18 protein-coding genes, 1 tRNA gene and 1 pseudogene are annotated in these 22,385 nt (G+C 67.6%); 12 read left to right on the forward strand and 8 right to left on the reverse strand.

Annotated elements, in window-relative coordinates:
• Positions 1-79 precede the first annotated feature (79 nt).
• A pseudogene (locus ICW72_RS02945) lies at positions 80-1,207 on the reverse strand (DSD1 family PLP-dependent enzyme); the annotation flags it as partial.
• On the opposite strand from ICW72_RS02945, the gene ICW72_RS02950 reads away from it, so the two are divergent.
• Complete coding sequence (locus ICW72_RS02950) at positions 1,155-2,372, forward strand: flavin monoamine oxidase family protein (RefSeq protein WP_191084862.1); 1,218 nt, start codon at positions 1,155-1,157, stop codon at positions 2,370-2,372. The pseudogene ICW72_RS02945 and the gene ICW72_RS02950 sit on opposite strands and share 53 nt — an antisense overlap.
• On the opposite strand, the gene uvrA is transcribed toward ICW72_RS02950, so the two are convergent.
• Positions 2,369-5,287: an excinuclease ABC subunit UvrA gene (uvrA, locus tag ICW72_RS02955; protein ID WP_191084863.1), complete on the reverse strand. Its 2,919-nt coding sequence runs from the start codon at positions 5,285-5,287 to the stop codon at positions 2,369-2,371. The genes ICW72_RS02950 and uvrA overlap by 4 nt on opposite strands.
• A gap of 147 nt (positions 5,288-5,434) precedes the next feature.
• On the opposite strand from uvrA, the gene ssb reads away from it, so the two are divergent.
• The 5 genes from ssb (at position 5,435) to ICW72_RS02980 (ending at position 9,987) form a co-directional block, all read left to right on the forward strand.
• On the forward strand, positions 5,435-5,950 hold the full coding sequence (gene ssb, locus ICW72_RS02960; protein WP_191084864.1) for a single-stranded DNA-binding protein: 516 nt from the start codon (positions 5,435-5,437) through the stop codon (positions 5,948-5,950).
• A gap of 66 nt (positions 5,951-6,016) precedes the next feature.
• The gene (gene gyrA, locus ICW72_RS02965) at positions 6,017-8,731 is read left to right on the forward strand and encodes a DNA gyrase subunit A (RefSeq protein ID WP_223880786.1); all 2,715 of its coding nucleotides are present in this window, start codon (positions 6,017-6,019) and stop codon (positions 8,729-8,731) included.
• Positions 8,724-9,227 (forward strand): pantetheine-phosphate adenylyltransferase, encoded by a 504-nt coding sequence (gene coaD, locus ICW72_RS02970; protein WP_191084865.1) that lies wholly within the window; start codon positions 8,724-8,726, stop codon positions 9,225-9,227. Before gyrA ends, coaD begins: the two co-directional genes overlap by 8 nt.
• Positions 9,228-9,265: 38 nt before the next feature.
• On the forward strand, positions 9,266-9,856 hold the full coding sequence (locus ICW72_RS02975; protein ID WP_191084866.1) for a peptidylprolyl isomerase: 591 nt from the start codon (positions 9,266-9,268) through the stop codon (positions 9,854-9,856).
• Between the two features lie 56 nt (positions 9,857-9,912).
• Positions 9,913-9,987: transfer RNA gene (locus ICW72_RS02980), tRNA-Lys, on the forward strand.
• A 226-nt stretch (positions 9,988-10,213) separates the two neighbouring features.
• Here ICW72_RS02980 and ICW72_RS02985 read toward each other — a convergent pair.
• The gene (locus ICW72_RS02985) at positions 10,214-10,354 is read right to left on the reverse strand and encodes a hypothetical protein (RefSeq protein ID WP_191084867.1); all 141 of its coding nucleotides are present in this window, start codon (positions 10,352-10,354) and stop codon (positions 10,214-10,216) included.
• Positions 10,355-10,393: 39 nt separating this feature from the next.
• Here ICW72_RS02985 and galE point away from each other — a divergent pair, with 39 nt between their 5' ends.
• Positions 10,394-11,389 (forward strand): UDP-glucose 4-epimerase GalE, encoded by a 996-nt coding sequence (galE, locus tag ICW72_RS02990; RefSeq protein WP_191084868.1) that lies wholly within the window; start codon positions 10,394-10,396, stop codon positions 11,387-11,389.
• Between the two features lie 300 nt (positions 11,390-11,689).
• Here the strand turns inward: galE and ICW72_RS02995 are convergent, their stop codons facing one another.
• The 3 genes from ICW72_RS02995 to ICW72_RS03005 form a co-directional block, all read right to left on the reverse strand.
• The gene (locus tag ICW72_RS02995; RefSeq protein ID WP_191084869.1) at positions 11,690-12,847 is read right to left on the reverse strand and encodes a hypothetical protein; all 1,158 of its coding nucleotides are present in this window, start codon (positions 12,845-12,847) and stop codon (positions 11,690-11,692) included.
• A 314-nt stretch (positions 12,848-13,161) separates the two neighbouring features.
• Positions 13,162-14,472 carry a glycosyltransferase gene (locus tag ICW72_RS03000; RefSeq protein WP_191084870.1) on the reverse strand — a complete coding sequence of 437 codons (1,311 nt, stop codon included), beginning with the start codon at positions 14,470-14,472 and terminating at the stop codon, positions 13,162-13,164.
• Positions 14,469-15,971 (reverse strand): hypothetical protein, encoded by a 1,503-nt coding sequence (locus ICW72_RS03005; protein ID WP_191084871.1) that lies wholly within the window; start codon positions 15,969-15,971, stop codon positions 14,469-14,471. The genes ICW72_RS03000 and ICW72_RS03005 overlap by 4 nt, the downstream gene beginning before the upstream one ends.
• A gap of 278 nt (positions 15,972-16,249) precedes the next feature.
• Here ICW72_RS03005 and ICW72_RS03010 point away from each other — a divergent pair, with 278 nt between their 5' ends.
• The 5 genes from ICW72_RS03010 (at position 16,250) to rfbD (ending at position 20,776) form a co-directional block, all read left to right on the forward strand.
• A complete protein-coding gene (locus ICW72_RS03010) occupies positions 16,250-17,164 on the forward strand; it encodes a hypothetical protein (protein WP_191084872.1) in 915 nt (304 codons plus the stop codon).
• Between the two features lie 216 nt (positions 17,165-17,380).
• On the forward strand, positions 17,381-18,436 hold the full coding sequence (gene rfbB, locus ICW72_RS03015) for a dTDP-glucose 4,6-dehydratase (protein ID WP_191084873.1): 1,056 nt from the start codon (positions 17,381-17,383) through the stop codon (positions 18,434-18,436).
• The gene (gene rfbA, locus ICW72_RS03020) at positions 18,433-19,317 is read left to right on the forward strand and encodes a glucose-1-phosphate thymidylyltransferase RfbA (RefSeq protein ID WP_191084874.1); all 885 of its coding nucleotides are present in this window, start codon (positions 18,433-18,435) and stop codon (positions 19,315-19,317) included. Before rfbB ends, rfbA begins: the two co-directional genes overlap by 4 nt.
• On the forward strand, positions 19,314-19,880 hold the full coding sequence (gene rfbC, locus ICW72_RS03025; protein WP_191084875.1) for a dTDP-4-dehydrorhamnose 3,5-epimerase: 567 nt from the start codon (positions 19,314-19,316) through the stop codon (positions 19,878-19,880). Before rfbA ends, rfbC begins: the two co-directional genes overlap by 4 nt.
• Positions 19,880-20,776 carry a dTDP-4-dehydrorhamnose reductase gene (gene rfbD / locus ICW72_RS03030; RefSeq protein WP_332308973.1) on the forward strand — a complete coding sequence of 299 codons (897 nt, stop codon included), beginning with the start codon at positions 19,880-19,882 and terminating at the stop codon, positions 20,774-20,776. Before rfbC ends, rfbD begins: the two co-directional genes overlap by 1 nt.
• A 200-nt stretch (positions 20,777-20,976) precedes the next feature.
• On the opposite strand, the gene ICW72_RS03035 is transcribed toward rfbD, so the two are convergent.
• Together ICW72_RS03035 and ICW72_RS03040 are read right to left on the reverse strand one after the other, a co-directional pair.
• A complete protein-coding gene (locus ICW72_RS03035) occupies positions 20,977-21,672 on the reverse strand; it encodes an acylneuraminate cytidylyltransferase family protein (protein ID WP_191084876.1) in 696 nt (231 codons plus the stop codon).
• A complete protein-coding gene (locus tag ICW72_RS03040; RefSeq protein WP_191084877.1) occupies positions 21,666-22,379 on the reverse strand; it encodes an HAD family hydrolase in 714 nt (237 codons plus the stop codon). The genes ICW72_RS03035 and ICW72_RS03040 overlap by 7 nt, the downstream gene beginning before the upstream one ends.
• Positions 22,380-22,385 lie beyond the last annotated feature (6 nt).

Below are 22,385 nucleotides of genomic sequence, written 5' to 3' on the forward strand. Positions count from 1 at the left end.
ACGATCGGACGCTAGGCCATCCCCCCCGCGCCGCGACGGGCCAGAGGCATTCCACCCGCCCCTTCCGGACCCCCACATACCAGTCGTAGCGGTCCACCGTGGGGTCGCAATGGCCGGGGACGAGGCGCAGCTTTTCTCCAAGCCGCGGACGCAGCGACGGGTCCTCCACCGTCAGCTTCCCGTGCTCGTCGGACGCGCCGACATAGCGCACCCCTTCCCGCCCCCAGACCAAGGGATAACCGCTGTCGGTCGGCATCGCCTTGTGGCCGGCGTCCAGCACGGCGATGTGCGGCGTGGCGGCACTCATCACCGTCGCCAGCACGAAGAGCGCGTGCTGGAAGGGCGGTGCCTCCTCGTTGCGGGCGTAGTCGGCGTCCATCAGCGCGTAGGAGCCGGCTTGCAGTTCGGTATAGACGCCGCTCGCCAGCTCATGCGCGAAGGTGCCGGTGCCGGCGCCGCCCACCACGGGGCAGTCGAGGCCCTGCTGGCGCAATTGCTCCACCGTGCGCCGGGCTTCCTCGGCCGCGCCGCGGATGGCGGTGGCCCGGCCCTCGGGCGTGCGGATGTGCTGGGCGCTGCCGTGATAGGCCTGGATGCCGCCGAAGCTCAGATGCTTCGACGCCGCAATGCGCTGGGCCAGGGCCACAGCGGGCGGGCCAGGCTGCACGCCGCAGCGCGCCGCACCCACGTCAATTTCCACCAGCACGGGGATACGCACGCCGGCGGCCTCGGCCGCTTCCTCGATGGCGTCCACATGGGCAGGGTCGTCGGCGCAGATGGAGACGCGCGCCACCTTCGCCAGCGCCGCGAGCCGCGCCAGCTTGCGCGCGCCCACCACCTGGTTGGTCACCATCACATCGGGCACGCCGCCCCAGACCAGCGCCTCGGCCTCGGCCACCTTCTGCACGCATTGGCCGATGGCCCCGCGCGCCATCTGCATCCGCGCGATCACGGGCGATTTGTGCGTCTTGGCGTGGGCCCGCAGCTTCACATTGGTGGGCGCCAGCAGTGCGGCCATGGTGTCGAGGTTGTGCTCGAAGGCGTCGAGGTCGAGCAGCAAGGCGGGCGTGTCCACCTCGTCCTCGCGCATGCCGGGTTCGGCGGGGGGTGGCTGCAGCATGGGCGTTCTCCGTGATCGGGGGCATGATGCGGGCATGTCCGGAAGCGATCCAGAGGTGCTCATCATCGGCGCGGGCTGCGCCGGCATCGCGGCGGCGCGCGCGCTGCGCGCGGCGGGGCGAAGCTGCGTGGTGCTGGAGGCCTCGGGCCATCTGGGCGGGCGGGCGCGGACCTGCACGACGCTTGGGGTGCCCTTCGACCATGGCGCCACCTGGCTGCACCAGGCGGATGAAAACCCGCTGGCGGCGCATGTGGCCGAGCACATTGACCACGACACGGTGCGCGAACGCCATCTGCATCTGGGCGACCGATTCGCGACGGCCGAGGAATTCCAGGACTACTGGCGCGCCCATGGGGCCTTCGAGGATGCGCTGGCGGCGGCACCCCTCACGCCCGACCGCCCCGTGACTGAGGCCGCGCCGCGGGGCGGCCGCTGGGACGCCACCATCGCGCATTGGCTGGGCAGTCAGATCAACGGGGCCGAGCTGGGGCGCATCTCGCTGGAGGACTACGTCCGCACCGACCTGGACGGGCCCAACCTGCTGCCGCGCGAGGGCGTGGGCGGGCTCGTGGCGCGGCTGGCCGAGGGCCTCGACATCCGCCTCCACCACCCCGTGCGCCACCTGCGCTGGGAAGGGCCGGGCGTGGTGGCGGAGGGCGATTTCGGCACGCTGCGGGCCGCGCGCGCCATCGTCACCGTCTCGACCGGCGTGCTGGCGGCTGGCGGGCTGCGCTTCACACCCGAATTGCCTCCGGCCACACGCGACGCCATCGCGGGCCTGCCCATGGGGCTGCTGACGAAATTCGCCTTCCGGCTGCGGCGCGATGTGGGCGTGGCGCCCTTCCACTCCGCGCGCCGCGTCGTGACGGCGGCCGCGCCGCAGCCCATGTCCTGGGTGTTCCGCCCCTTCGACGCGCCGCTGGTCTTCGGCTTCGTGGGCGGGGCGCGGGCCTGGGCATTGCTGCGCGAGGGCGTGGCCGCCACCGAGGCCGCCGCCCGTGCCGATTTCGCCGCCATGTTCGGCAGCGACGCCGCGCTGGGCGAGGCGCTGGTCACGCGCTGGGGCGATGACCCTTTGTTCCTCGGCAGCTACAGCCATGCGCGGCCGGGGCACCATGCCTCGCGCGCCGTGCTGGCGGCGCCACTGGGCGAAGGGCGCCTCACCTTCGCGGGCGAGGCCACGCATAGCCGTTTCGCCGGCACCGTCGCCGGCGCCTGGCTGTCTGGCGAGGCGGCGGCGCGGGCGTCCTAGCCTGCCCGCTTGCGCTTGGGCTTCGCCGGCGGCGCGTGGCGCGCCAGGATGGGCTGGAGGAAGCGGCCGGTGTGGCTTTCGGGGTTGGCCGCGATGTCCTCCGGCGTGCCCTGGGCCACGATACGCCCACCGCCCTCGCCGCCCTCGGGCCCGAGATCCAGCACCCAGTCGGCGGTCTTGATGACCTCGAGGTTGTGCTCGATCACCACCACCGTGTTCCCGGTGGCGACAAGCTGGTGCAGCACCTCCAGCAGCTTGCGCACATCCTCGAAATGCAGGCCGGTGGTGGGCTCGTCCAGGATGTAGAGGGTGCGGCCCGTGGCGCGGCGGCTGAGTTCCTTGGCGAGCTTGATGCGCTGCGCCTCGCCGCCCGAGAGCGTCGTCGCCTGCTGGCCGAGATGGATGTAGCCGAGCCCCACCTCCTCCAGCATCCGCAGCTTTTCATGGATGGAGGGCACGGCCGAGAAGAAGGCGCGGCCCTCCGTCACCGTCATGTCCAGCACGTCGGCGATGGATTTGCCGCGGAACTTCACCTCCAGGGTTTCGCGGTTGTAGCGCTTCCCTTTGCAGGTGTCGCAGGTGACGTAGACATCCGGCAAAAAGTGCATCTCGATCTTGATGACGCCATCGCCCTGGCAGGCCTCGCAGCGGCCGCCCTTCACGTTGAAGCTGAAGCGGCCGGGCTTGTAGCCGCGCGAGCGTGAATCCGGCAGTTCCGCGAACCAGTCGCGGATGGGCGCGAAGAGGCCCGTATAGGTCGCGGGGTTGGAGCGCGGCGTGCGGCCGATGGGCGACTGGTCAATGTCGATGACCTTGTCGATCAGCTCGATGCCCTCGATGCGCTGGTGCGGCGCGGGCACCACGCTGGCCCCCATGAGCCGGCGCGAGAGGCCATTGAACAGCGTCTCGATCACCAGCGTGGACTTGCCCCCGCCCGACACGCCGGCGATGGCGGTGAAGGTGCCCAGCGGGAATTCCGCATCCACATTCTTCAGGTTGTTCCCCGTGGCGCCCACCACCCGCAGCATGCGCTTGCGATCAATCGGCCGGCGCGCGGGCGGCATCGGAATTTCGCGTCGGCCGGAAAGGTAGGCGCCGGTGACGGAGGTGGGGTGGGCCGCCACCTCCTCCGGCGTGCCCTGCGCCACCACCGTGCCGCCCGCCGCCCCCGCCCCGGGGCCGATATCCACCAGGTGGTCGGCGGTGCGGATGGCGTCCTCGTCGTGTTCCACCACCAGCACGGAATTGCCGAGGTCGCGCAGGCGGCGCAGCGTCACCAGCAGGCGTTCATTGTCCCGCTGGTGCAGGCCGATGGAGGGTTCGTCCAGCACATAGAGCACGCCGGTCAGCCCCGAGCCGATCTGGGAAGCGAGGCGGATGCGCTGGCTCTCCCCGCCCGAAAGCGTGGCCGAGGACCGCGCGAGCGACAGGTAGTCCAGCCCCACATCCACCAGGAATTGCAGCCGGTCCTCGATCTCGCGGAGAATCCGGCGGGCGATTTCCTGGCGCTGCGGGGTGAGGGTCTCGTTCACCCCCGCGAACCATTCCCGCGCGCGGCGGATGGACAGAGCGCTCGCCTCGCCGATATGGCAGCCGGCCACCTTCACCGCGAGCGATTGCGGCTTGAGGCGATGGCCGTTGCAGGCATGGCAGGGCTTCTGCGCCTGGTAGCGGGCCAGGTCCTCGCGCACCCAGGGGTTGTCCGTCTCGCGGAAGCGGCGCTGGAGGTTCGCGATCACGCCCTCAAAGGGCTTGTTCACCTCATAGGCGCGCAAGCCATCCTTGTAGCGGAGCGTCACCGGGTCCGGGCCGGTGCCGTGCAGGATGGCCTGGCGGGCGACCTGAGGCAGCTCCTCCCAGGCATGGTCCAGGTTGATCTTGAGGTGCTTGGCCAGCGAGGCCAGCGTCTGGTCGTAATAGGGGCTGGAGGCATTGCCGGCCCATGGGGCGATGGCGCCTTCGCGCAGGCTGGCGGCCTCATTGGGCACGACCAGGGCCGGGTCGAAGAAGCTCTCGGTCCCCAGCCCGTCGCAGACCGGGCAGGCGCCCTGGGGCGAGTTGAAGCTGAACAGCCGCGGCTCGATTTCCTCGATGGAGAAGCCGCTGACAGGGCAGGCGAATTTCTGGCTGAACACGGTGCGCTCGGCATTGTCCGCGTTCTCGGCATAGGCGATGCCATCGGCCAGAGCCAGCGCCGTCTCGAAGCTGTCCGCCAGGCGCTGCGCGATGCCCTCGCGGACCACGATGCGGTCCACCACCACCTCGATGTCGTGCTTGAGCTTCTTGTCGAGCTTGGGTGCTTCGCTGATGAGGTGCAACGCGCCATTGACCTTCACCCGCTCGAAGCCGCGGCGCTGGTACTCGGCGAGTTCCTTTCGGTACTCGCCCTTCTTGCCGCGAATCACAGGCGCCAGGATCAGCAGGCGCGTCCCCTCCGGCATGGCCAGCACCCGGTCCACCATCTGGCTGACGGTCTGCGCCTCGATGGGCAGGCCGGTGGCCGGGCTGTAGGGCACGCCCACCCGCGCCCAGAGCAGGCGCATGTAGTCATGGATTTCCGTGACCGTGCCCACGGTGGAGCGCGGGTTGTGGCTGGTGGTCTTCTGCTCGATGGAGATGGCGGGGCTCAGGCCCTCGATCGAATCCACATCGGGCTTCTGCATCAATTGCAGGAATTGCCGCGCATAGGCGGAGAGCGATTCGACATAGCGCCGCTGCCCCTCGGCATAGATGGTGTCGAAGGCCAGCGAGGATTTGCCCGAGCCGGACAGCCCGGTCAGCACCACCAGCTTTCCGCGCGGCAGGTCAATGTCCAGCGACTTCAGATTGTGCTGCCGGGCGCCGCGGATGCGGATCAGGTCGCTTCGGGCATCCCCGCGCGTGGCCGGGGTCTCGGGGGCGGCATCACGCGGCATGGGGCGAACTCCGGCGGGCAAGGGTCATCGGCCCATCCTAGGGGGTGGTTGTGACAGTTATGGACGCAGTGCGGCGACGCCCTCGGCTTGGCGGGAGGGCGCCGAAAAGGTAGGTTGTCCGACCCGATTGCAAGGAGCTTTCCCCCCATGGCCGGCGTGAACAAGGTGATCATCCTCGGCCGGCTCGGCAAGGACCCGGAAGTGCGGAACTTCCAGAATGGCGGCCGCGTGGTGAACCTGCGCCTCGCCACCTCCGAGCGCTACAAGGACCGTGATGGCAACATGCAGGAGCGCACAGAGTGGCACTCCGTCGCCATCTTCAATGAGAAGTTGGGCGAAATCGCCGAGCGCTACCTGAAGAAGGGCAGCGAGGTCTACATCGAAGGCCAGCTCGAAACCCGCAAATGGCAGGACCAGGCGGGCCAGGAGCGCTACACCACCGAGATCGTGCTGCGGAACTTCCGCGGTGAGCTCACCCTTGTGGGCGGGCGCGGCGGCGGCGGTGGCGGCGACATGGGCGAGGAGCGTTCCTATGGCGGTGGCGACAGCCCTGCCCCCCAGCGCGCTGGCGGCTATGGCGGCGGCGGCCGGACGGGCGGCGCGCAGCGCTCGGGCTGGGACGCGCCCAAGAAGGCCGACCTGGACGACGACATCCCCTTCTGACCCCCTGCCCTCCCCCTACCCCTTGCCGAATGACCAGGCGCGCGCCCGCGCCATGAGGATTGCGACTTGAGCGACACCGCCCCGGACGAACCGTCTTCGGACATCGCGCCCATCGCCCTCGAAGAGGAGATGCGGCGGTCCTATCTCGACTACGCGATGAGCGTCATCGTCAGCCGCGCGCTGCCCGATGTGCGCGACGGGCTGAAACCGGTGCACCGGCGCATCCTGTTTGCCATGGACGAGGCCGGCTACACGGCCGACAAGCCGCACCGCAAATCGGCCCGCGTGGTGGGCGACGTGATGGGCAAGTATCACCCGCACGGCGACAGCGCGATCTATGACGCCATGGTCCGCATGGCGCAGCCCTTCTCCATGCGCGTGCCGCTGGTGGATGGGCAGGGCAATTTCGGCTCCATGGACGGCGACCCGCCGGCGGCCATGCGCTACACGGAGGTGCGGCTGGCCAAATCCGCCACCGCGCTGCTGGAAGGGATTGACGAGGACACGGTCGATTTCGCGCCCAACTACGATGAGAGCGCGAACGAGCCCAAAGTGCTCCCGGCCGCCTTCCCCAATTTGCTGGTGAATGGCGCGGGCGGCATCGCGGTGGGCATGGCCACCAACATCCCGACCCACAACCCGACCGAGGTGATCGACGCCACGCTGAAGCTGATCGCGGAGCCCGCGACCACGCTGCAGGAACTCATGGAGATCATCCCGGGGCCGGACTTCCCCACGGGCGGCATCATCCTGGGGCGCTCGGGCATCCGCTCCGCCTTCGAGACGGGGCGTGGTTCCATCCCGCTGCGCGCGGTCTGCGACATCGAGGTGAAGGGCGCCCGCCAGGCCATCATCGTCACCGAGATTCCCTACCAGGTGAACAAGTCCACCCTGGTGGAGCGGATCGCGGAACTGGTGCGCTCCAAGCTGATCGAGGGCATCAGCGACCTGCGCGACGAAAGCGACCGTTCGGGGCTGCGCATCGTGATCGAGCTGAAGCGCGACGCGGTGGCGGAGATCGTGCTCAACACGCTGTATCGCATGACGCAGCTGCAGATCAGCTTCCCGGTGAATTTCCTGGCGCTGAATGGCGGCCGCCCGCAGCAGATGGGCATCCGCGAGGCGCTGCTGGCCTTCATCGCCTTCCGTGAGGAAGTGATCCTCCGCCGCTCGCGCCACCGCCTGATGAAGGCGCGGGAGCGGGCGCACAATCTGGTGGGCCTCGCCATCGCGGTGGCGAACATTGACGAGGTGATCCGCCTCATCCGCGAAAGCCCCGACGCGGCCGCGGCCCGCGTGGCGCTGATGGCGCGCGACTGGCCGGCGGCCGATGTGGCGCCGCTGGTGGCCCTGGTGCAGGACGAGGGGAACATCCTCTCCGACACCGGCACCATGCGCCTGACGGAAGCCCAGGCGCGCGGCATCCTGGAACTGCGCCTGCAACGCCTGACCGGGCTGGAACGCGCCAAGATCGAGGGCGAGCTGCAGGAAGTGGGCGCCCGCATCGTCGAACTGCTGGACATCCTGGGCAGCCGCCCCCGCCGCATGGAGGTGATGGCCGAGGAACTCACCGCCGTCCGCGCCACGCTGGCCAGCCCGCGCATGACGCGCATCGAGGACATTGACGGCGACATTGACGACGAAAGCCTGATCGCCCCCGCCTCCATGGTCGTGACGCTGACACGCGACGGCTATGTGAAGCGCACCGCCCTCGACGTGTTCCGCGCGCAGCATCGCGGCGGGCGGGGCCGGAGTGCGGCCTCCACCCGCGCCGATGACGTGGTGGTGCGCAGCTTCGTGGCGCACACCCACCAATGGGTCATCTTCTTCACCAGCCGCGGCATCGCCTTCCGCGAGAAGGTCTGGCAGCTGCCCGAGGGCGGTACCGGCGGCAAGGGCCGCTCCCTGCGGCAGGTGCTGCAATTGCAGGAGAACGAGACCATCACCGCCGTCCTGCCGCTGCCGCAGGATGAGACGCTGTGGGACGCGTTGCACCTGGTCTTCGCCACCGCGGGCGGCGACGTGCGGCGCAACCGCTTGTCGGATTTCCGCAACATCCGTTCCTCCGGCCTCATCGCCATGAAGCTGGATGAGGGTGACAAGCTCATCGGCGTCGCCACCTGCCAGGAGGGCGATGACGTGCTGCTGGCCACCCGCCAGGGCAAGGCCATCCGCTTCGTGGCCGATGCCGACACGCTGCGCGTCTTCGCCGGCCGCGATTCGACGGGCGTGCGCGGCATCCGCCTCGCCCCTGGGGATGGCGTGATCGCGCTGGTGGTGCTGCGCCACGTGGAGGCGAGCCCCGCCGAGCGCGAAGCCTATCTGCGCGCCCGCCGCCGCGCCGCCGGCGAGGAGATGGAGGCCGTGCCCGCCGTGATCGAGGACGCGGAGGTGTCGGAGGAAATCACCCTCTCGGCCGAGCGCATGGCCGAGATGGAGCAGGCGGAGCAATTCCTCCTCACCGTCACCGATCGCGGCTTCGGCAAGCGCAGCAGCGCCTATGAATATCGCGTGACGGGCCGTGGTGGGCAGGGCATCGCCAACCTCACCCTGTCGGCCCGCACCGGTTCTGCGGTGGTGGCCAATTTCGTCGTCCATCCGGGCGACCACATCATGCTGATGACCGATGGCGGCCAGGCCATCCGCTTCGCGGCGGAACAGGTCCGCAAGACCGGAAGGCAGTCGCAGGGCGTCATGCTGCAGAGGCTGGACGAGGGCGAGCGGGTGACGAGCTGCTTCCCCGTCCTGGAAGAAGTCGAGGAAACGCAAGAAGATGGTTGAACGCACGGCCCTCTACCCGGGCACTTTCGACCCCGTCACCAATGGCCACCTGGACGTGATCGGCCGCGCCGCGCGGCTGGTGGACCGGCTGGTGGTGGGTGTGGCGATGAACGCCGGCAAGGGCCCCCTCTTCCCCCTGGAGGAGCGCGCGGAGCTGGTCCGCGCCGAAACCGACGCCATCGCCGCGCGCACGGGCTGCAACATCGAGGTGGTGCCCTTCACCGGCCTGCTCGTGCATTTCGCGCGCGAGGTGGGCGCGCAGATGATCGTGCGCGGGCTGCGCGCCGTCACCGATTTCGACTATGAGTTCCAGATGGCCGGGATGAATGCCCGTCTCGATCCCGAGATCGAGACGGTCTATCTGATGGCCAGCGAGCGGAACCACTTCATCTCCTCGCGCTTCGTGAAGGAGATCGCGCAGCTGGGCGGTGACATCCACAGCTTCGTCCCCCCGCTGACGCTCGAACGCACCCTCGCCCGCACGCGCAAGGCCTGACCGGCAAGCGCGCGCCAAACCCGAACAGGAGGCCCGACATGCAACGCCGCGCCCTTCTCACCGCCACCACCCTTCTCGCCGCAGGAGCGATCATGACCGAGACGAACGAAGCCGAGGCCCAGACGCCCGCGCAGGACCCCGAGAACACGCTGCGGATGACGCTGAAGGACAATGGCCTCGTCACCATCCAGCTGCGCCCGGACCTGGCGCCGCTGCATGTGGAGCGCATCAAGACGCTCACGCGCCAGGGCCTCTATGACGGCACGCCCTTCCACCGCGTGATCGAGGGCTTCATGGCCCAGGGCGGCGACCCCACCGGCACCGGCACCGGCGGCTTCCGCGACCGCGGCTTCGCCGATCTTCCCGCCGAATTCGTGCCCCCCTCCCGCGCGCGCTTCCTGCGCGGCACCTGCGGCATGGCCCGTTCGCAGAACCCCAACAGCGCGAACAGCCAGTTCTTCATCATGTTCGCGCCGGGCAGCTTCCTCGATGGCCAGTACACCATCTGGGGCCAGGTGACGGCGGGCATGGAGCATGTGGACCGCATCACCCGCGGCGCCGGCCAGTCGGGCCAGGTGCGCAATCCGGACCGGCTGATCCGCATGCAGGTGCTGGCCGACGCCACCTGAACCCTCTCGGGTTGACTTGCCGCGCGCGGTGGCGTTTCTCCGCCCCGCGCGCGTGCGAACCGGTAGCTCAGTGGTAGAGCATTCGACTTTTAATCGAATGGCCGTGGGTTCGAATCCCACCCGGTTCACCACCGCGCAGGCCCCTGACCCCTCCCATACGATGCACCGCTTCGCGCATGAGGGGATGGTGGCACGGCCCTTCCGGTCCTGACCCAGGACCTGTCGCGCCTGTTCCGGCGAAGGCCACCTGATGGCCGCCACCCGCGCCAGGACCTCGCTCCCAGCGCCGAGCCAAGGGCCCGTGATGACGCGGATCGCCGAGGCATCCGGCATTGCCGGTCATCGGGTCCCGCACCATCAGGCCTGCCTCATTATCGCCGGTGTGATCTGGTGATGATCTTGCCGGGGCTGAAGCTCCTTCATATTCTTCGTTCCGCTTCCATCATCGGTTTTGTCGGCATGAGACTTGGCGGCCTTCAAGCCAGCCATGATGGTCATGGGGAAGCGGCGCGCGGTTGAGGCAGGAAAGATCTGACGATGCGATATCTGGTTTCCGGCGGCGCGGGCTATGTGGGCAGCCATCTCGTGCTGGCCCTGCTCGACGCGGGGCATGAGGTGGTGGTGCTGGACGATCTCAGCATGGGCCACCGTGCGGCCGTGCCGGCGTCAGCGGAATTCGTGCAGGCCACCCTGTCCGATCGCGCGCGGGTGCAGGAGGTCTTCGCCGCCTGGTCCTTCGACGCGGTCTTCCACATGGCCGCCCTCTCGCTGGTGGGCGACAGCATGAAGGAGCCGCTGCGCTACTGCCGCGAGAATGTGGCGAATAGCCTCTTCCTGGCCGAAACGGCGGCGCGGGCGGGCTGCACCAAGTTCGTGCTGTCCTCGACGGCGGCGGTGTTCGGCGTGCCGCGCGAGGTGCCCATCACCGAGGAGGCCCCCACCACCCCGGTCAACCCCTATGGCCTCTCCAAGCTGATGGTGGAGCAGGCGCTGGCCTGGGCGGAAGGCGCGCATGGGCTGCGCTCGGCCGCCCTGCGCTATTTCAACGCGGCGGGTGCGGACCCGGCCGGCCGCGCGGGCGAGGACCATGACCCCGAGACGCATCTGATCCCGCGCGCCATCCTGGCCACGCTGGGCGAACTGCCGCCGCTGCACGTCTTCGGCACCGACTACGACACGCCCGACGGCACGGCGGTGCGCGACTATGTGCATGTGGCGGACCTCGCGGCCGCCCATATCGCGGTGCTTCCACGGCTGGACCAGGGTTCGGTGCGCTACAATATCGGCAATGGCGCCGGGCATTCGGTGCGCGAAGTCATGGCGGCTGTGGAGCGCGTGGCCGGCCGGCCCGTGCCGCATGAGAACGGCCCCCGCCGCGCGGGTGACCCGCCCGCGCTGGTGGCATCCTCGGCCCGGCTGCGGGCGGAGACGGGCTGGACGCCCCGCTTCGCGGAGCTCGACCAGATCGTCCGCACGGCCTGGGACTGGCATGCGGCCCAACCCAATGGCTACCGGGCGCGCGCCGCGGCGTGAGGCCCCGTCGGTGGGACGGTGCGCCCGGCTTGTCGGGCGCTTCGGTCTCACCGTGCCAGATTTCGCACTCCTCAACCGGGCCGGACAGGGGCTGTCGCCGAAGCCTGGATATGTCCGCTCGCAGGGCACGGCCCTGGAGGCGCATCGGCGCAGCGGCGGGATACGCCCCCTCCCAAGCGAGCAACACCGTTGGTGTGGTTTGCCGCTTCGCCAGGAGGCCAGCTCCTTGTGCCGCGTGGCGCCCCTTCCCCTGCCCCCGGGACGCACCTCACCGCGGGCTGCACCCGAACAAGGGGGGCGTCAGAACAGGCGAAAACGGTCGATCCAGTCGAGATCCGGGCAGAGGATGAACTCATCGCGGCGGTCGGGCCGCATCAAGGCTCGGCGCAGCGCGACCTTCATCATCACCTCGTCGAGCAGGGCGATGGGTTCGTTCGATGCGCCGAAGGCGACCACATGGGCGAAGGTGGCGCAGCATTCGGCCAGCAGGCTGAGTGGGCTTGGCCCTGGCTGGAGCAGAAGCTGCGTCAGGTCGAAGCCGATGATCACGAAGGTGCCATGCGCCCGCAGCAGAGGCGCGTTCTCGAGCGCGAGGCGCAGCGCGCCGGGCTCGGCCAGGCGCAGCAGGTCCAGGCGCTCCAGCCCTTCCCGCTCCATCATCGGCGCGATCCCGCCCATCTCGAAATCGCGCACATGCGCCGTTGAGAGGCGGTTGCCGGCGACGTTCTCCGCCAGCGTCGCGGCCTTGCGGAGCGATGGCTCATGCGTGAGCAGCATTGCGTGGCGTGGTGCGCCCATGGCGAGCCCGAGGGTCACCACGCCGATACCGGCCTCGCTCTCCACCATGACACGCCCCTCGCCACCATCAGCCCAGGCGGCCTGCAGCAGCGCCGCATAGCGCGGGGCAAAGCCGGGAGCGCCGACGAATTCCGGATCACGGGGGTCGCCCCACAGCCGTGCCAGGCCGCCTGGAAGCACGAGTTGCCGGCTGCCGGAATGGGCATCCCGCGGCATTCGCCCATTGATCGAAGGGCTGAGCAGCAGGGCGCGGCGCATGTCCAGGAGGTTGGCATGCTGCGCTTGAAAGGCTTCCATCACCCCGGCGCCAGGGGGCTGACCGTCGCGTAGCATGAGGAGGGTGAAAACGGCCTCCTCCGTCACCTCATCATCCATCCACCCCCCCGTCTCCGGGAACCCTGCTATCGAGAGTTCCGCCATTTCCGGACTGGAGAGGATGCCTTCGCGCAGGTCGTGGAAGCTGCCCACGCCGCACCAGTTGTCGATGGTCGCCTGGCTCTCCGGTTCGCGGCCAAGCAGTAGGCGATAGGCCCAGCGCACCATCACCGGCGTGAGATGAACTTGCATGCTTCTGAAACTGCTGCCCCGCTTCGGTGGATGCGATGTGATGTGTGGCGAGTCCTGGAAAGCCCTTCGCGGTGCGGCGTCATTCAGACGCACGGTCGGAACTTGCCACCTCGACCATGCGTTCAAAATGCGATGCGCGACACCACTATTCCGAATGAATTTTACCAGAACATATCAAAAATACAAAAATGACTGAAGTCCTTGAGTGGACTTCCCAAAGGACCTGCCGTTACAGCCTGGCCGGTCGTCCTCCATGAACCGAAGCGGAATGGGAAGAACGTCAGCCAATTCCCTGCTTGACTGTCATGCCTGACCATTCCGCTCCAGCTCGGGAGAGATTTCCCGCAACCTCACCGGCATCTGTACAAGCAAGCTGAAACTATCGGGCACGGTTCTCTCACGCAAGCTCAGCTGACAGCCTCTTGTTGCTGGCGGAAAGGCGCGCGGGCGGCCGTGGGCGCATAGGCTTCGGCAAGCCCCGCCAGGAAGGTGTCCCGGTCAATGACATCTTCCACCGAGGCGGCGAACTGCGCCCGCACCGTGGATTTGGACGCGTATTCCAACGTCTCGGCCAGGTCGGTGGCGGAGTTGCGGCGGAAATGCAGACCGTCGCGTCCGGGCGTGACCTTCTCGGCCATGCCGCCGATGTCCGAGACGATGAGCGGCGTACCGGCGCGGCGCGCCTCCTGGATGACCACGGGGGAATTCTCCCACCAGATGGAGGGCACGACGACCCACCCGACCGATCGCATCAACGGGATCACGTCGCTGGATTCATAACGTCCGGCAAAGATCACGGATTGGCCGAGCGCTTCGATGACGGGCGCCAAGTTGGGGAACAGGCGCAGCACATCGGCCTGTTCGGCCCCGAAGACGAGCAGCAATGGGCTGGTACCGGCCTTGCGGCCGGCCTTCGGCAGCAGGGCCATGGCGCGCAGCAGCACGTCGAGCCCCTTGAAGGCGGTGGGTTGGCCGAAGAAGGCGAAGCGATGCGAATTCGTCCCGCTGGGCTTGGGGCGCGGCAGGGCCAGCATGTCGTCGCCCAGATAGTTTTCCAGCACCGAGCCGCGATTGTGCAAGCCCCAGTCCAGGTATCGCGCCTGCAGGAATTCGGAGCAGTAGATCAGGTGGTCCATGCACTGCAGGCCCTTCAGCATGTAGGCCTTGCGCAGCACCAGCGCATCAATGCCCTCCGACGGAAAGCAGGAGAGACAGCGCACCGCCGACTGCGTGTTGCACAACTCGCGACCTCGCGTCTTGATCATCTGACCATGGTGCAGACATATCGCCAGCATTTCATGCAGGGTCATGACGAAATGAGCGTCTGGCCGCGCCTCCACAAGATCGGCGATCATGTCCATGCCGAGCCGCCAGTAATGGTGGAAATGGTACACATCCACCTGGAGCCCGGCCAGGAAACGCACCAGCGCCCGCCTCTGATCCGCATCCTCCCAGTACAGCCGGTCCTCGGTCATCCGGTCGGTGGTGATGAGGTGTTCGCCCTCGGCATAGGGCATGACGACGGGCAGCGGCGGCAGGCCGGCCTTTGTCCCCGCGGGGCGCAGATCGGCGGCGGCCACGAAGGTGGTGTTCCAGCCCGCCCCTCGCATCGTCTGGTAGTGCCGATACGCCGCGATCTCGCCACCGCCCTTCGAGAAATCCGGATGGGCATGGGAAAGGACGCAGACCGAGGGCCGCGTCAGGGATACGCCGCTCATGCTTCGATCTCCAGGACCGTCAGGGCAGGTTCAGGGCTGACTCCCGATGACGACACCGCCAGGACGTCCCGCCAGATCACTTCCAGATGCTCGTTCACCAGTTCCGCGGCCAGCGAGGTCCGCCAGTCATGGGCAACCGGCAGCCAGGGCAGGTTCGGATCGCGCAGCATCGCCCCATAGCGCGTGAGGGTCTCGCCCAGAGCCCTGGTTGGCCCGGCGAGCGAATGCAGCAGCAGAAGGTATGCCAGACCCCCCACCCGGACCTGCCGCAACAGGCCGGACACCCCGCCCTCGATGGCGGCGGCGGCCAGGGAGGGCACATCAACGGCGACGAGATTGGTCGGTCCGACCTCCGCCACCCGCGCAAGGATGGCGCCACCCTCGCGTGCCACGACGGCGGACAGGCGGCCACGCCGGTTGAAGATCTGGGCTGCGGTCTCCGCGGCCTCTCCCAGCACCATGAGCCGGCTGGCGCCGGACTCCAGCTCCGGAGCGAGCAGATGCAGGAGACGGCATGCGCTCACGTCTTCCACGCCGACCAGCGCGAGTTCGGGCAACTCCAGCATCGGGAAGGAGGGCGTACCCGCCGCCCTCTCCTGCTCCGCCTCGATCAGGGCGGTGACGAGGGCGATGCGCCGCTCGGCCACATCGGCAATGAGGGTTGTCTGACCGGTCTGGCCGGCCAGGGCGGAACTGAGCATGTCCAGGAAGGCTGGAACCGACTCGACGCGGGGCTGGCAGCGCAGCCAGACGCGTTCATCGTCGAAGGTGATCTGCACCAGGAGATCCACGCCGCGCAGCCTCGCGACATGCTCCCATTGCATTCTGCCATAGAAGGCGCTGGCCCCAGGGACATGCCGCGTCAGGACATCGTGAAACGGCATCAGCGAAATCTCGTCCGGCCCGCCATCGTCGCTGCGCAAGCGCGCGATGGCAACGGCGTCTATGCGGACGGTGCTGCGCGACCGCCCGATGAAGCGCAGGTCCAGGGCGACCTCGCCCGCCGGGGAGCAGGAGCATGCCACCTGCGCGACGATGCCGAAATTCTCGGCCTCCCCCTGGACTACGGGCAAATGCGCCATCCATCCGGCGAAGGCCCCAAAAGGGCGATACTGATATTGCAGCAGCGGCAAAAGTTCAGGCTGCCCGATGCACTCCCTCAGCAGGTCGAAGGTCACACCCCAGTCACGCACCTCGTTCGCGGCGAAGAGATCTGTCGTGGCCGGCGCGTCCAGATTGACGGACGCCACCTCATCGCCCGCGGTCACCGTCATGATCAGGCCACGCGCCGCATGCGGCAGCGCGACGATGATCGAGAAACCCCCCACCGTGGCGGCGCCAGGGTCCTCCGGAACCACGTCCGCGCGGGCGTGACGGGAAATGTGGCAAATCCGGCAGGCGCGGCCATCGGGCGTCGAGAAGCCGAGGCTGACGGGGACACCCCGCGGCGTCATGTGCCAGCCATAGACCACCCGCTTCGACGCACCGAGCGCGGCCACACAATCAATTCCTAGTTGAAAATTTTCATCGAAAGAACGAAACATTTGCTCTCCCACGCGGCGACCTACCGAGGCGGTAAATTTGACGATCCCAAATGATGTTTACCGTAATTTTCCCGACCAGAAAAGTGTTTTGACTACGTTATGCAACGCTTCGCGCCCCTACTCGGCTTTGGCGCGAGCGGGTGTGACGATCCCGCATGCACAGATTTTCATGGCGTACCCTATTGACTTCACTCATCATACTGTAGCTACCTACAGTAGCAATAGGAGGTCCCATGCTCAGAGGCGCAATTGAAAAAGTTCAGGGCAACACTGTTGGTGGATGGATCTACTCTCCGTCGGTTGACCTGAGGGGATTGACCGTCCTTGCCTTCGTGGACTCGCTGTGTGTCGGCGGGGGCAAGGTCGAAATCAAGCGTAACGATCTGGCCGAAGCCGGCCTGGACGATGGTCGGTTCGGGTTTTCCTTCCCCGTCACCCTTGCGGATCCAGCGGATGGCAAGCGGCTCATCGTCAAGCTCGAAGGCAGCGACGCCCTCCTGGTGCAGGCGACGAGCCGGATCGTCGGTGCCGCCGGGCCGGCCCCCAAGCTGCCTCAGGGGGCGCTTGCGATGACGCTTGAGACTTTGCAATGGATGCAGGGCCGCGGCTGGCTTTCCCAGTCGGACTACGACTTCCTGCGCTTCTTCCGGCAGCTTGGGGTTTATGATCGCACGCTGACCATCCCGGTTGAGCGTCCCGACCGGCTCGAGGCAGATGTGCGCGACCCGGCCCATGCGGTTGGCGAGTTGATGGGCCTCATGAATCTGGGCAGCGTCGAGACGGTCAGGGTGAACCTTCCCAGCACGGGTGACGTCGTCGCCTTCCTGAAGAAGCAAGGCACCCTGCCCTCCGTCATCGCCCTTTGGGCGCGGGAGCGAGCTCGTCTGGATATCGTTGAAGGTTCCCACCTGCAGGCGGATCGTGCCTCTTCGAAGGCGTCCGTCGAATATGCGCTGGGTCCCGACCGGCTGCTGTTCATTGACGCGCGATGCACCTTCGGCGAGCAGATGCTGCCGCCCCCGCCGAGCGGCATCGAGGTCTTCATGAATGCGGCGGAGGTTTCCCCCGAGGCCATTGCACCGTTCAAGACGGAATCGGCCGAGATGCCCAAGAGCCCCATGCGGGCCTCGGCCGGCGCCCGGAGGTAAGGCGCTTCTCACGACCGGGATCGAGACGCCAGTCACGCGGACAATGCCGGGACACGACGGCATTGCCCGCATCCGGCCAAGGGCCGCGGGCGCCTCGCTGTATGGCTCACCGCATAGCGGCAACACCCAGGACCGCCCGTGCCCGCCCCCCCGACCCGGCCTTGTTTTCTCCCACGCCGGATGCGAATGATCTCGGAGTAAACGGGATCGTATGCGGTGACAATTTTACTGACAGGTGGCTTTGGCTTCATCGGTTCAGCCGTTGTCCGCCATATTCTTGCCACTTCGGACGAGACGGTCGTCAATGTTGACAAGATGACCTACGCGGCAAGTCCTGCCGCCCTCGCCATGCACGCGGGTGACCCCCGATGCATCCATATCCAGGCCGATATCTGCGACATCGAGGCGATGCGGATGGTGTTCCGCACCCACAGCCCCAGCCACGTGATGCACTTGGCCGCGGAAAGCCATGTGGACCGCTCGATCGACGGTCCGGCGGAGTTCGTCCGCACGAACGTCGTGGGGACGCAAGTGCTGCTGGAAGCCGCCCGCGAACACTGGGCGGCGCTGCCTGAGCCGGCGAAGTCCGCCTTCCGCTTCCACCATGTCTCCACCGACGAGGTGTTCGGCTCGCTCTATCCCGGCGACCCGCCCTTCACGCCGGAAACGCCCTATGACCCGCGCAGCCCCTACAGCGCGTCGAAGGCTGCGTCCGACCACCTGGTGCGGGCCTGGAAGCACACCTACGGCTTTCCCTCCTTCGTCTCCAACACCACGAACAACTACGGCCCCTGGCAATTCCCCGAGAAGCTTATCCCGCTCGTCACGCTGAACGCGCTGGAGGGCCGGCCGCTGCCCGTCTACGGCAAGGGCGACAACATCCGTGACTGGCTCCATGTCGAGGACCACGCCGAGGCGCTGGTGCTTGCCCTGATGCGGGGCACGCCGGGTGCCACCTATTGCATCGGACCGCGCCAGGAACGCACCAACCTCGAAGTGGTGCGCGCGATCTGCGCGACCCTCGATCGCCTGCGGCCCGACGCCGCCGGTCCGCGCGAGCGGCTGATCACCTATGTGAAGGATCGGCCGGGCCACGATTTCCGCTACGCGATGGACCCCTCCGGTGCCGAAGCGGCGCTGGGCTGGAAGCCTCGCTATGATTTCGAAACGGGTCTCGAGCATACGATCCGCTGGTACCTGGACAACGAGGCGTGGTGGCGGCCGATCCGTGACAAGGCCTATGCGGGCCAGCGCCTGGGAGTGAAGGCATGAAGGGCATCATCCTCGCCGGGGGATCCGGCACGCGGCTGCACCCGATGACCTTGGCGGCGTCGAAGCAGTTGCTGCCGGTCTATGACAAGCCGATGGTCTACTATCCGCTGGGCACGCTGATGCTGGCCGGCATCCGTGACATCCTGGTGATCTCGACGCCGCAGGATCTGCCGGCTTTTCAACGCCTGCTCGGCGACGGCAGTGCCTTCGGCATCACATTGTCCTATGCCGAGCAGCCCTCCCCCGACGGTCTCGCCCAGGCCTTCCTGATCGGCGAGGATTTCATCGGCGGCGAGCCCTGCGCCCTGGCGCTCGGCGACAACATCATCTACGGCGAGGGCCTGTCGCGGATGCTGCTCAGCGCCGGCAACCGGGCGCAGAACGGGGTCGCGACGGTCTTCGGCTACCGCGTCGTCGACCCGGAGCGATACGGCGTTGCCGAGTTCGACGCCACCGGCCGCGTCACCTCCATCGAGGAGAAGCCGAGCAAGCCCAAATCCGACTGGGCGGTGATCGGGCTTTACTTCTACGACCGGCGCGTGGTGGAGATGGCGAAGCAGGTGCGCCCCTCGGCGCGCGGCGAGCTCGAGATCACGGATCTCAACCTGCTCTACATGCAGGACGGGGCGCTTGCATGCGAGCAGCTTGGCCGGGGCTTCGCTTGGCTCGATGCCGGCACGCCGGCCAGCATGCTGCAGGCCGCGACCTTCGTGCAGACCGTGCAGGAGCGGCAGGGCCTGTTCGTCTCGGCGCCGGAGGAAATCGGCTTCCGCCGCGGCTTCCTCTCCGCGGAAGAACTGCGCACGCGCGGCGAGGCGCTCGGCAAGACCGCCTATGGCCGCTACCTGATCGACGTCGCGAACGGATCGCACCCCGAATGAAGGTCACGCCGCTCGCCATCCCCGACGTGCTGCTGATCGAACCGTCCCGCTTCGGCGACGCGCGGGGATTTTTCAGCGAGGTGTGGAAGAAAAGCGCGCTCTCCGCCGCGGGGCTCGCTGTGGAGTTCGTGCAGGACAACCACTCCTTCTCGCGTGATGTCGGCGTGCTGCGGGGGCTGCATTTCCAGCGTCCCCCGCATGCGCAGGGCAAGCTGGTCCGCGTGGTGCGCGGGCGCATCCTGGATGTGGTCGTGGACATCCGCGAAGGCAGCCCGACCTACGGACAGCACGTGACGGCGGAGATTTCGGCGGCCAACTGGCGCCAGATCTGGGTGCCGCGCGGCTTCGCGCACGGCCTCATCACCCTCGAACCCGACACCGAGGTGCTCTACAAGGTGGATGGCGAGTACAACGCCGAGGCCGATGGCGGCATCGCCTGGAACGACCCCGCACTTGGCATCGAATGGCCGCTGCCAGTGGAGGGCCCTACCCTGTCCGCCAAGGACGCGAATGCGCCGCGTCTCGCGGAGGCTGGGGTCATCTTTCCGCGTGGGAGCTGGTGATGCGGCGAATTCTCGTCACCGGCCGCGGCGGTCAGCTTGCCACCGGCCTCGAGGCAAGCCTTCCGGCACAGGGCTTCGAGGCGTTCCTGGTCGGGCAACCTGACTTCGAGTTCGACAAGCCAGAGACCGTCCGCGCCGCCTTCGCCGCAACCCGGCCCGATGCGGTGGTGAACTGCGCCGCCTGGACCGCGGTGGACGCCGCCGAGGATGATGAACCGGGCGCCTTCCGCGCCAATGCCCTCGGCCCCGCGCTTTTGGCCGGGCTGTGCGCGGCTGCCCGGATCCCGTTGATCCAGGTGAGCACCGACTACGTCTATGATGGCTTGAAGGGCGAGCCCTATCACGAGTCGGACTTGCCCCATCCGGTTTCCGCCTATGGCCGCACGAAGCTCGCGGGAGAATGGGCGGCGCTGGCGGGCAATCCGATGACCACCGTGCTGCGCACCGCCTGGGTCTTCTCGCCGATCGGCAGGAACTTCGTCCGGACCATGCTGGCTGTCGGCGCGCAGCGGCCGGAATTGCGCGTGGTGGCGGACCAGCATGGACATCCCACCGCGGCGCCCGACCTTGCCGACGCCATCGCCGCCATCCTGGCCCGCACCCGGGAGACCGGCTGGCGCGCCGAGTATCGCGGTGTGTTTCATGCCGTCGCGCAGGGCGCCACCACCTGGCATGCCTTCGCCGAAGCGATCTTCGCCGCGGCGCAGCCCTTCGGCGGACCGCGACCGGTCGTGCACCCCATTGCGACGCAGGACTATCCGGTGAAGGCGACACGCCCCGCGGACGGACGCCTCGAGCTCGGCAAGCTGCACGCGACCTTCGGTGTCACCTTGCCGCCCTGGCAGGACGGATTGATGCGCGTGATCGGCGCCCTGCACCAGGTGGAGCGTTCGTGAGGCGCAGAATGACGCGTCAGCGGGATAATGCTGCCCTGTTTCGTTGACATCGCAGCGTATTCGCCACGGATTGGCGGAACGCTCCGATCTCTTTCCTTATTCGGGGTACGAGAGCAGCACCCGCAAAGGTGGAACTAGCGGAACCGTTGAGTTCCGCCCTCCACAATAGCTGGAGCAGGCATATCGCACCCCGCGGCAGATCAGCGCGGGGCGTGGCGAAGTTGCCAGATATCCGAAGCCAACACGAAGTCCTCCTCCCAGTCCACGTCGAAGGATCGGTCCTTTGACACCGACCACAGCAGCGGCGTCCGGCCGATCCGGTCGCCCGTTTCGACATAGGTGGCGCGCGGGGCCAGGAAGACCGAGGAGTTCACTTCGTAATAGACCGGCAGTGTCTGGGTGCGCGGCCATTTCTCGACATTGCGGTCGTAGTTCAGCGGCCCGTCCTGTGTCCAGATGAAGGTCCGAAGTTCCAGCACGCCCATCAGGCTGTCATGCGTGCCGGCCGCCCGTGCCTCACGGTAGAGGCGGATCGCCTCCGAATAGTCGGTGCTGCCAAGGAAGGGGGAAGTGACATGGGTCCAGAGCACATCGCCCTCGGCGATCACCGTCGGCAGATAGGCGATGACCTCGTCGGTCGAAGTGGCGGAGGAGCAGAGATGATCCGGCCGGCGGTCCAGCACCATCCGGCCGGGGTTGGCGGCCAGGAAGGGCTCCGCCAAGGCGATCACCTCGGGATCATTGGTGGAGAGCAGGATGCGATCCAGCTCCGGCACTGCCAGAAGCTGCCGCAGCTTGATGCCCAGCAGCCCAGTCCTATCACCGCCAAAGGTGCGCGTGTTCTTGTGGGGAACCCTCTGGCTGCCGGCACGGCAGGGAAGAAAGGCCGTCAGCATGCGGGTGAACCATCCTCAGGTTGCGTCATGCCCAGCGCGGCGGGCAGGCCCCGCAGGTCCTCGATCACGGGGAAGCCCTCCTCGATGGCGAGCGCGCGCATCCGGGCCTGGACCGTCGAGAAGCGGTCCATATAGACGAAGCGGCATCCGGTCTCGCGCGCCGCCTTCCAATCCGCCTCGGCATCGCCCACGAAGGTGATGGCGGAGCGTGGCAGAGCCACCAGTTCGGGCCGGGCGAAAAGTGTGAGCAGGTTCTCGACCTTGGTACGCGGGGAGCCGAGGATCAGGCGGAACATGGCCGCGTCGCCCCGCGTGGCCAGCACGTCACGCAGTTCCGCCTCGTCTGAGCCGGAGACCACGTAGGTGGGAAGCTTCGCGGCCAGCCGACCCACGACCGCCCGCATGTCCGGGGTGGCGGCGGCTTCGACATAGAGGTGGCGCAGCCGCTCCGCATAGAGCGCGACCAGACCGTCACGATCCACCGGTGGGCGCCGCTCCAGATCCCAACCCAGCAGAGCCTCGAAAAGCCGAAACCGCGAGGTCCCGAAATTGGCACGCTGGAAGGCGCTGAAGCGCTCGACATCGCCCGGTGAGAAGCCGGCCGCTTCCACGGCATCGCGGAAGCAGGCCACCTTCATCTCGTTCGAGTCGAGTAACACGCCGTCGCAGTCAAAGACGACTGCCTGGACCTCGCCGTCTTCGATCATCAGTGA

This window comes from Roseococcus microcysteis (assembly GCF_014764365.1).
Taxonomy (GTDB): Bacteria; Pseudomonadota; Alphaproteobacteria; order Acetobacterales; family Acetobacteraceae; genus Roseococcus; species Roseococcus microcysteis.